Genomic DNA, 8,748 nt, shown 5'->3' with positions numbered 1-8,748 from the left:
TGTGCCGCCTGCCTCGAAGTCGAGGTAGTCGATGTTGGGCAGGCCGCCCGAGGTGGTCGGGTTGAGCCGGATGGTGTTGCTGCCCGCGTTCACCGACACGGTCAGGGTCTTGGTGACCCAGGTGTTCCACGCGCCGGTGCCCTCGTAGGAGACGCTTTGGACGGTGGAGCCGTTGACGATCAGGGCGGCGGGCCGGGCGCTCGTGGTCCCGTTGGCGAAGCGCACGCCGAGCGTGGCCGTGCCGGCTGCGCCGGCGTTGACGGTGAACTGGGCGTGGGCCCCGGTGGCGTTGTTGCCGTTGCAGAACCCGCTGCCGGAGTACCCGGAGTGGTTGCTGTCGATGGTGCCGGTGCAGACCGCGGGCGAGGTCTCCGCCTCGTAGCGCGTCGGCGCGGCATGCGCGGCGGGTTGTGACAGGGCGACGAATGTGCCGGCTAACAGGCCGGCGCACGCGAGGGCGGCTTTCAGGCGCATCATCGTTCTCCAGTGGTGTGGGTACGGCGGCGCGGGCGCATGTTGAGGCGCCGGGACGCCGCGTACGAGGTCGCCTTGTGTGTCGTTGCCCGGGCGAAGCATGGAAACATCGATGAAACCGACGCCACAGTAGGAAAGCGCTTTCCTCGCGTCAACTGCCGGTGAAACTTTCACGGACGGCAGGAGATCGTGACGGTCACGGCCGAGCGTCAGGGCGTGTCACCAGTTGGCGGGCTCGGCGAGGGCGTACGAGGAGGCGATCCTGGCGTGGTCGTGATAGATCGACAGCACGCTCGGGCCGGCGGGCGTGCCGTTTCGCCAAGCGGTGCAGTAGATGCCCGACGACCACCGGATGGTCTGCGAGGTCTTGGGCAGCACCGCGACCCCGGTCCTGCTCCACACCTTCCGTCCGTTGACCCAGACCTCGAAGGCGCCCGCGGTGCTGTGGAACTTCAGGCGGGTGACGATCCGGATCCACGTGCCACGAAGGTTCGTGATCTTGGCGAGTGTGGCCGCGAAGCCGCCGGAGCCGCCGATCCGCAGCTCGTCGTTCTGGACGAACATCAGCTCCCAGGGCCCTTCCGGATCCTCGGGCGACCACTGCTGGAAGGTGACGTTCTGGTTGTGGAACTGCCAGTTCGGCGCCAGGTAGATGGCCTGGCCGTAGTAGCGGTCCTGGCCCACCGACTGGGTCCGGCTCTGGACGGTCTCGGAGTGATACCCCCCGCCCTCGTTGACGTACGTCTGCCGCGCCTCGATGGCGGTGGCCCCCTTGTACACGGGACTGCTGACCGTACGGATCACGCCTTGCTTCTGTGGCTTTTGTGGGTAATTGCTCCAGCCGGTCAGGGTTCCGGTGTCCTGGAAGAACACCTGGGCGGCGGTCGCCGGGCCGGCGGGAGCCAGTGCGGGGACCGCGAACGAGGACACGATCATGGCAGTGATCAATCGTCGACGCATGTGATCCTCTTTCGTGGGGGGCATTTGAGAGGCGAGATATCACAGGCCCAGAATTATTAGGAAAGCTACTTAAAAGAATCCGCCGGAGCAAGCCGCTCCGCCACGCGCTGTCGAAGCGTCGTCGATAGGGTGCGGTCGTGCCCTTATCCCCCAAGCGCCGGTTGCTGGGGTTCCTCATGCTTGCCGGCTGGCCGTGGTTGACAGCCCTTTCCCTCCTCGAACTGTTCCTCTTGGTGGAGCCCACCGCGGTGGCCCTGGTGACGGGTGAGTTGGTGGGCCGCCTGGCGCAGGGCGTGGCCGCGCCCGTGGCGACCGGCATCGGAACGGTGCTGGCGCTGCTCGGCGGGCTGCTGGTCACCGGCAACGTGCTCCGCGCGATCAGCCGGCCGCTGGCCGAACGGGTGGGGCGGCGGATCGACGCCGCGGTCCGCGAGGAGCTGACCTCCCGTGTGCTGGCGCTGCCGACCCTGGACCGGGTGGAGGACGTCGCCGTCCAGGACGAGCTGACCACCATGCGGTCGCCGCTGCTGACCTGGACCGACGAGGGCATCGGGGCGGCGGCGGTGGGCCGGTTCCGTGCCGGGCTGACCATGGCGGGGCTGGTGACGGCGATGCTGGTGCTCTCCCAGGTGGTGTGGTGGTGGGGTCCGGTGACGGCCGCGGTGGCGCTGCTGCTGGGCCGTTACCGAGCAAGCATGTGGCGGGAGTTCTTCAAGGTGGTGTCGGGCACCATGCCGGCCGCGATGCGCGGACGCGCGTGGGCCGCGATGATGTCGGACAACCGGGACGCCAAGGAAGTACGGATCTTCGGGCTGACCGACTGGCTGCAGAAACACGCGGACGAGAACATCGCCGACGCCATGCGGCGGGTCATCGACTCGAGAGTGGCGCTCCTCCGGCGCGAGATGTCGGTCTTCCTCGGGTGGGCCGCGACCGCGTCGGCGGTGTACGTGGCGGTGGCCACCTCCGGTGAGGTGTCGGTCGGCCGGATCGCGGCGACGATCGGCGCGGTCTCGGCCATGTTCGTCATCACCATGACCAGCCAGGGCGAGGACATGGACGAGATCGCGATGCCCGCCGTGGACGCGGTCACCCGGATTCGCGCGCTCGCCCCCGACCTGGAGCCGCCGCCCCGGCCGGACGGCGCCGGAGAGATCGCCCTTCGGGACGTGGACTTCGGGTACGGGGAGGTCCGCGTGCTGAACGGCCTGACGCTGACCCTCCGGCCCGGCGAGGTGATCGCGGTCGTAGGCGTGAACGGGGCCGGGAAGACGACCCTCGCCAAGCTCCTCACCGGCCAATATCGCCCGCAGGGCGGCACCGTGGTCACCGATCCCGCGGCGTACGCGGTCTATCAGGACTTCAACCGGTACGAGCTGAGCGCGTACGAGAACATCAGGATCGCCGCGCCGGAGGCGACGCGGGAGCAGGTCGAGGCGGCGGCCACCGCGGTGGGCGCGACCCGGCTGATCGAGAGGTTGGCCAAGGGCTGGGAGACGGTGCTCTCGCCCAAGTACGCCGACGGCGGCGACCTGTCCGGTGGCCAGTGGCAGAAGATCGCGCTTGCCCGGGTGGCGCTGGCGGCCGCCTGCGGAGCGCGGCTGCTGGTGCTGGACGAGCCGACCGCCAACCTGGACATCGAGGCCGAGCTGGAGGCCTTCGACCGCATCCGTGAGGTGCGCGGCCAGGCGACCGTCGTCCTGATCTCACACCGGTTCTCCACCGTGCGGAAGGCGGATCGGATCGTCGTACTGTCCGGCGGGCGGATCACCGAGGACGGCACCCACGACGAGCTGCTCGCCGCCGACGGGGAGTACGCGCGAATGTTCCGCCTCCAGGCCCAGCAGTTCGAGAAGGGCGCATGAAGTTCTCCGAGATCCGTACCCTGCTGACCGAGTGCCTGCGCCATGCGCCGGGACGCACCTGGCTGCTGCTCATCCTGACCCCGCTCGGCGCGGTCACCCCCGGGCTGACCGCCCTCGGCCTGCAATGGATCGTGGACGGTGTGCTCACCGGGTCCCGGCCGCTGCTCATCGGCGGGGCGCTCTGCGCGGCGACGGCGGGCGCCTTCGTCCTGGCCGGCGGTCGCGTCATGCAGGTGCAGGCCGGCCTGCTGGGCAACGAGGTCGGCACCGTACTGGACCGGCGGATCATCCGATGGTGCGCGACCCTGCCGACCACCGCGCATCTGGAGGACACCGAGTCGCTCCGCCGGATCGAGCAGATCCGCGGCCTCGGCGGGCGGACCGTCACCACCGGGCTGGCCGGCCTGAACGTGGTGCAGAGCGGGCTCTGGCTGGTCATCACCACGATCCTGCTGGCCGGAGTCCATCCCGTGCTGCTCGCGCTGCCGCTGTTCGCGGTGCCGTCGATCCTGCTCACCCGGACCACCTCGCGCAGGACCGAGGCGGCCAGGGCGGAGACCGCCGAGCGCAACCGGGCAGAACAGCACCTCTTCACGACGATCACCGAGGCGAACTCGGCCAAGGAACTCCGGCTCGGCACCTCCGGCGCCCACGCCGCCGCAATCGCGCGCCGCCTGCGTGAGGAGCGGGCCGCGATCCTCGGGCGGGCCACACTCACCGTCGGCGGCCTCACCCTGATCGGCTCGCTCATCTTCGTGGCGGCCTTCCTCGGAGCGCTGTACCTCACCGTCCAGCTGGCACTCTCCGGCGCGGTCAGTCCGGGCGCGCTCCTGCTGGTAGCCACGCTCGGCGGCCAGATCAGGGGCCAGCTCGACCTGCTCACCCATGCGCTCACCCTCGCCGGCCGCGGCCTCACCATGGCCGGCCACTACCTGTGGTTGCGCGACCTGTACGGTGCGGGCTCCAGCGGCCCGCTCTCCCCGCCCGGCCGGCTCCGCGATGGCATCACCTTCTCAGGCGTGGATTTCTCGTACGGCGGGCCGCCCGTGCTGCGCGGCATCGACCTGCATCTCCCGTCCGGGGCCACGGTGGCACTGGTCGGCGACCACGGCAGCGGGAAGACGACGCTGGTCAAGCTGCTGTGCGGGTTCTACCAGCCGACCAACGGAACGATCACCGTGGACGGGACACCCCTCACTGAGATGGATCCCACCGCCTGGCGGGAACGCATGACCTCGGCCTTCCAGGACTTCAGCCGGTTCCCCTTCCTGGCCCGCGAGGCCGTCGGCGTGGGGCACCTGCCCGGGATGCACGAGATCGCGGAAGCCGCCGAGAAGGGCGGCGCCGCCCAGGTCTTCGCCCGCCTGCCGGAGGGCGAGGAGACCCGGCTCGGCAAGGCCCTCGGCGACGGCGTCGAGCTCTCCGGCGGCCAATGGCAGAAGGTCGCTCTGTCGCGGGCTTTCATGCGGTCCACGCCGCTCCTCGCCGTCCTCGACGAGCCGACGGCCGCGCTGGACGCGGCCAGCGAGTACGAGGTCTACCGGCGGTACGCGGAGGCGGCCCAGGAGTGGCAGCACGCGACCGGCGGGATTACCCTGCTGGTCTCGCACCGGTTCGCCACCATCCGGATGGCCGACCTGATCGTCGTGCTCGACGGCGGGCGGATCATCGAGCGCGGCACGCATGCCAAGCTCATCGCTCTCGGAGGCCGGTACGCCCACCTGTACGACCTCCAGGCATCCGCCTACCAGTGACACGCTAGTAGAGGAACGACCTACCAGGGCTACCGGGGATGCCCGGCCTGACGCTCGCTGCGCATGGGTTACGTGCTCGCCGCCGACGGCGGCGGGTTGCCGTACCAGCTTGCGCAGGCGCGCAAAGGCAAGGCGGCCTACTTCGCCCCTGGTACGCAGTGGCTGACGTCGATCCACCCGGACGATGCAGTCGAGTTCATCCTGCGCGCAGTGGCGGATGTTCGTCGGGGCCGGCGCCGATATCCTGCTCGGCGGCCGCCGCGTCGTACCCACGAGGCGAGCCAGGCCGGCTACGCGCTCGTGCCCCCACCCTCGAAGACGCCCGCAGGCCTGTGCGACCACCCGCTGACCGGCCCGTGCGAGTCAGCGCCGACGCGCCCGGCTTCAGGGTCACGGCACGGGGTCAGTGTTGCCGTCGACGGTCAGCGAGGAACCACCTGAGCGCGAACGCCTGGCAGATCATGGAATGCGGCCGAGGCATCCATCGTGATCACTGTTCGCGCGGTGGCTGCGGCCGTCGCCGCGATCAGCAGATCGTACGCTCCCCGCGATTTGCCTTCTCGTCGGACATGCGCCATGAGCCGCGCATGAACTCTGGCGACGTCAGTCGTGTACTCCTCGACGGGAATCAACGCCAGGACTTCGTCCACGAAGGCCTGTCGATTAGGTCGTCGGGCCGCATCGGCCAGTTCCACACCGACGAGCAGCTCGGCCACGGTGATCGCCGCAATCGCCACATCATCGGCGTCGTCGATCACCGTGTCCACGGACGCCTTGCCTCGCTCGGCCGCAATGAGCACACCCGTGTCCAGGATCAGGCGTCGGGCCACGTGCCCCTCATCTCGTCAGTGATCGCCTCGCGGGCCGCCGCGACGTCAGCCTCGAAATCCGCATCCAGTGTTCCCGCGCTTCTGGCCAGAAACGCCTTGACCATACGCCCCGGCGCAGAGGGCGCGGGGCCGATCACGGCGATTTGCTTCCCGCCACGGGTCACCACGATCGTTTCCCCGCGCTCGGCCTCGTCGAGGACGGTCGCGAAGCTCCGAGACGCTTCTGTGGCAGTCATCACCTTCATGGAATCAGATTATCTGATTCCGTGGACTCGCGGTCGCAAACGCGCGCGGTGGTCTCTCCCTCGATTCACCGAGCGCCTCCAGAAGGCCCGCGCCTCAGCCAGTTCAGCCGGAGTCACCCGTGGCGCCAGGCACCTCCGCCCCAAGCTCCAACTCAAGCAATAATCGGCGCGTCGGATTCTCGAGCATGATCCCGAAGAGTTCCTGCGAGCGTCTGACCCGCTTGCTCGGTGTTCTCGCGAAGGGTCAACTCTGTGCTCGCAGCTCGGGCATCTCCGAAATTCTCGAGATAGGACAAGAGCGTCGCCCGGTAGGCGGTGCCATGCGCGAGATCGTGCGCAACATGATCCGGCCGAATCCTGTCCGCAGCATCGGATCCATCCGCACAGCGTGGAACAGCCGCTGTTGGACGATCTCGGCGTGCAGCTCCCGCGCCGCATAGCTCCCCAGCCGGGCACCCGCGTGGTTGGTCTTCACGCTGTACGGAGGGGTGCTGTCCGATCGGATCGGCCGGATCCGCACCTTCCAGATCGGCTACTCGTTCATGTTCGTGTGGATGATCCCTCTCTTCCTGTTGATGGGGACCTGCAACATCTGGCTCTTCGCAACGGCGATCGTCGTACTGACCGTCGGTTTGGCCTGTCCTATGGGCCCATGTCGGCCATGTACGCCGAGGTGTTCCCCGTTTCCGTGCGTTACTCGGCGTGGCGATCGGCTACGCGCTCGGCGCCATCTTGGGCGGAGCCTTCGGACGGACGATCGCCCAAGCTCTCCGTTGAGACGCCGCCCCGATCCCGGCAGTTTGTCGGATGGGATTGCCAGACTCCGCATATGCATGACGTGGCTCTCTCAGCGAACACCATCGCAGCCGGGCCTCCCAGCGCGATGAGACGCTCCGCGGACACGCGTTCCTATCGCGGCCGCAGCAGGCGGCTCACATGAGCGCGTTCGAGCAACTCAGCCTCCAGCCCAGTCCAGAAGGATGGGATCCTGCGTGGATCGCGCGCGGTGAGCTTCGCGGTCAGCGGTTCGAGTTGCCCGCCGGAGTGTCGAGCGTGACCTTCGACAGGGCACGGCTGGTGGACGTGGACTTCTCCGGAATGCGGTTCGCCGAGTTCACCGTTCACGGCAGCGAGTTCGAGAAATGCGACTTCACGGGCGTCGTCTTCCAGCGCCTCTCGATGGCCACGACCTGCAGGCAAGGGACATGGGACGGCGTCGGTTGGCCGCAGTCGGTCTTCCGCGACTGCGTGTTCCGGCGCACTCGCTTCGCGTCCTCCACCTTCTTCGGCAATGTCCGCTTCGAGAGATGCACCTTCGACCGGTCTCGACTGAGAGACCAGACGAACACCTTCGAAGCAGAGTTCGTCGACTGTGTCTTCCTCGGTCGCGTGCGGAAGGTGAACTTCTGGGGCCGCCCGACCGACCACCAGGCCGCCCTGGGCAGGGACCGCAACGACTTCACCGGAAACGACTTCACCGGCGCGGAGCTGGACTACGTCGCCTTCCATCACATCGACCTGCAGGCTCAGCGCTGGCCCGGCCTGCCCGGCTACGCGCTCCTCGACCGGATCAGCGTGCGTGTGGACGCGGTGCTGCCCCTGGTGGAGCGGTGGCAGGACGCACAGCACCGGAAGGAGGCCCGTTTCAGCCTGGAGTTCCTCGCGGACACAGCCCTGGCACAGAACGACAACCAGGCGCTGGTGAGTCCGTTGGACATGGGCCGCAAACTGCCACCCGCGCTCCGCGAGGAGTTGTTCGAGGCGTTCAGACGCACGTCCAGCGGTACAGCCCCTGATTGAGCCGTACCGCCTCACGGGCCAGATCCCGCAAGGCCGTGATGCGTTCGACCTCGAACTCGTCGAGCAGCTCCTCCTCGGCGTACTCACGCAACCGCACGTCGTCCACGGCGGCGAGCGCGGCAACGGTCTCGGACGCTGCCCGGTCCACCCCCGCTGACTCGCCGTCGTCCACGCTGGTCTCGCTGTCCCCGAACTCGCTGAGATCGCGTCCGCTGAGCTCCGCGACCAGCGTGTCGAGCTCGTCGAGCCACCCCTTGCAATCGACGTACGTCAGGTTCATGCCTTCCGGCCCGCCATCCAGGGCCAGCCGGGCGGACTGGTCGGAGTCCGCCGTGAAGTAGTCGACGAGAACGCCCATGGCCGGCCACTCTACCGATCAAGCCCACAGGGAACGCAGCGGATGTGGGCCGATTTCCGACCCGCGGATCAACACCCTCAACGGCGCGAGATACGGGGCTCTAATTCGAAGAACCGGGGCCCTGCCCGAACCGGACGATCGAACAGAACTACGTCAAAGATTCAGGCCGCCTCGATTACGGCCCATGTGGAGATGAGGGAGTGGACTCCGACCCGTTCGATGCGAAGCCACTTAACCGTGGTCGCCAGTAGGGCGAATATGGCATGTGACCTGCGCCGGAAGTTTCCGAGAGTCCGCGAGCGTCCGAGCTCGTACGCCTCAATCGTCCCTCAGTACGTCACTTACTAGTGTCATGCGCCTGAAATTCGTCGGCAATATTTAGCGAGGGATTCCAGGATCTCTTCGGCGGTTTTGGTCCAGACGAACGGCTTGGGGTCGTCGTTCCACTGATCCATCCAGTCG

The 8,748-nt window shown here is 67.9% G+C and carries 9 protein-coding genes and 1 pseudogene; 5 read left to right on the top strand and 5 right to left on the bottom strand.

What is annotated here, in order from left to right:
* Both ID574_RS59165 and ID574_RS59160 read right to left on the bottom strand, forming a co-directional pair.
* The coding region (locus ID574_RS59165; protein WP_223167277.1) for a carbohydrate-binding protein at nt 1-477 on the bottom strand (477 nt) is incomplete at its 3' end.
* A 216-nt stretch (nt 478-693) separates the two neighbouring features.
* Nucleotides 694-1,434, bottom strand: a complete 741-nt coding sequence (locus ID574_RS59160) for a polysaccharide lyase family 20 protein (RefSeq protein ID WP_188197853.1) — start codon at nt 1,432-1,434, stop codon at nt 694-696.
* 137 nt (nt 1,435-1,571) lie between these two features.
* Here ID574_RS59160 and ID574_RS59155 point away from each other — a divergent pair, with 137 nt between their 5' ends.
* The 3 genes from ID574_RS59155 to ID574_RS59145 all read left to right on the top strand — a co-directional run bounded on the left by ID574_RS59155 (nt 1,572) and on the right by ID574_RS59145 (nt 5,494).
* Nucleotides 1,572-3,299: an ABC transporter ATP-binding protein gene (locus ID574_RS59155; protein ID WP_188197852.1), complete on the top strand. Its 1,728-nt coding sequence runs from the start codon at nt 1,572-1,574 to the stop codon at nt 3,297-3,299.
* Nucleotides 3,296-5,053, top strand: a complete 1,758-nt coding sequence (locus ID574_RS59150) for an ABC transporter ATP-binding protein (RefSeq protein ID WP_188197851.1) — start codon at nt 3,296-3,298, stop codon at nt 5,051-5,053. Before ID574_RS59155 ends, ID574_RS59150 begins: the two co-directional genes overlap by 4 nt.
* Nucleotides 5,054-5,116: 63 nt before the next feature.
* The gene (locus ID574_RS59145; RefSeq protein ID WP_188197850.1) at nt 5,117-5,494 is read left to right on the top strand and encodes a hypothetical protein; all 378 of its coding nucleotides are present in this window, start codon (nt 5,117-5,119) and stop codon (nt 5,492-5,494) included.
* On the opposite strand, the gene ID574_RS59140 is transcribed toward ID574_RS59145, so the two are convergent.
* A complete protein-coding gene (locus ID574_RS59140) occupies nt 5,476-5,883 on the bottom strand; it encodes a PIN domain-containing protein (protein ID WP_188197849.1) in 408 nt (135 codons plus the stop codon). The two genes, ID574_RS59145 and ID574_RS59140, sit on opposite strands and share 19 nt — an antisense overlap.
* Nucleotides 5,868-6,128 (bottom strand): type II toxin-antitoxin system Phd/YefM family antitoxin, encoded by a 261-nt coding sequence (locus ID574_RS59135; protein ID WP_188197848.1) that lies wholly within the window; start codon nt 6,126-6,128, stop codon nt 5,868-5,870. The genes ID574_RS59140 and ID574_RS59135 overlap by 16 nt, the downstream gene beginning before the upstream one ends.
* Nucleotides 6,129-6,589: 461 nt before the next feature.
* On the opposite strand from ID574_RS59135, the pseudogene ID574_RS63380 reads away from it, so the two are divergent.
* Both ID574_RS63380 and ID574_RS59130 read left to right on the top strand, forming a co-directional pair.
* Nucleotides 6,590-6,899, top strand: a pseudogene (locus ID574_RS63380) (MFS transporter); the annotation flags it as partial.
* Between the two features lie 165 nt (nt 6,900-7,064).
* Nucleotides 7,065-7,928 carry a pentapeptide repeat-containing protein gene (locus ID574_RS59130; RefSeq protein ID WP_188197847.1) on the top strand — a complete coding sequence of 288 codons (864 nt, stop codon included), beginning with the start codon at nt 7,065-7,067 and terminating at the stop codon, nt 7,926-7,928.
* Here ID574_RS59130 and ID574_RS59125 read toward each other — a convergent pair.
* Complete coding sequence (locus ID574_RS59125; RefSeq protein WP_188197846.1) at nt 7,894-8,286, bottom strand: hypothetical protein; 393 nt, start codon at nt 8,284-8,286, stop codon at nt 7,894-7,896. The two genes, ID574_RS59130 and ID574_RS59125, sit on opposite strands and share 35 nt — an antisense overlap.
* Nucleotides 8,287-8,748 lie beyond the last annotated feature (462 nt).

Source organism: Nonomuraea sp. SYSU D8015 (assembly GCF_008065375.1).
Classification (GTDB): domain Bacteria; phylum Actinomycetota; class Actinomycetes; order Streptosporangiales; family Streptosporangiaceae; genus Nonomuraea.
This window is presented reverse-complemented; position numbering and strand designations above follow the sequence as displayed.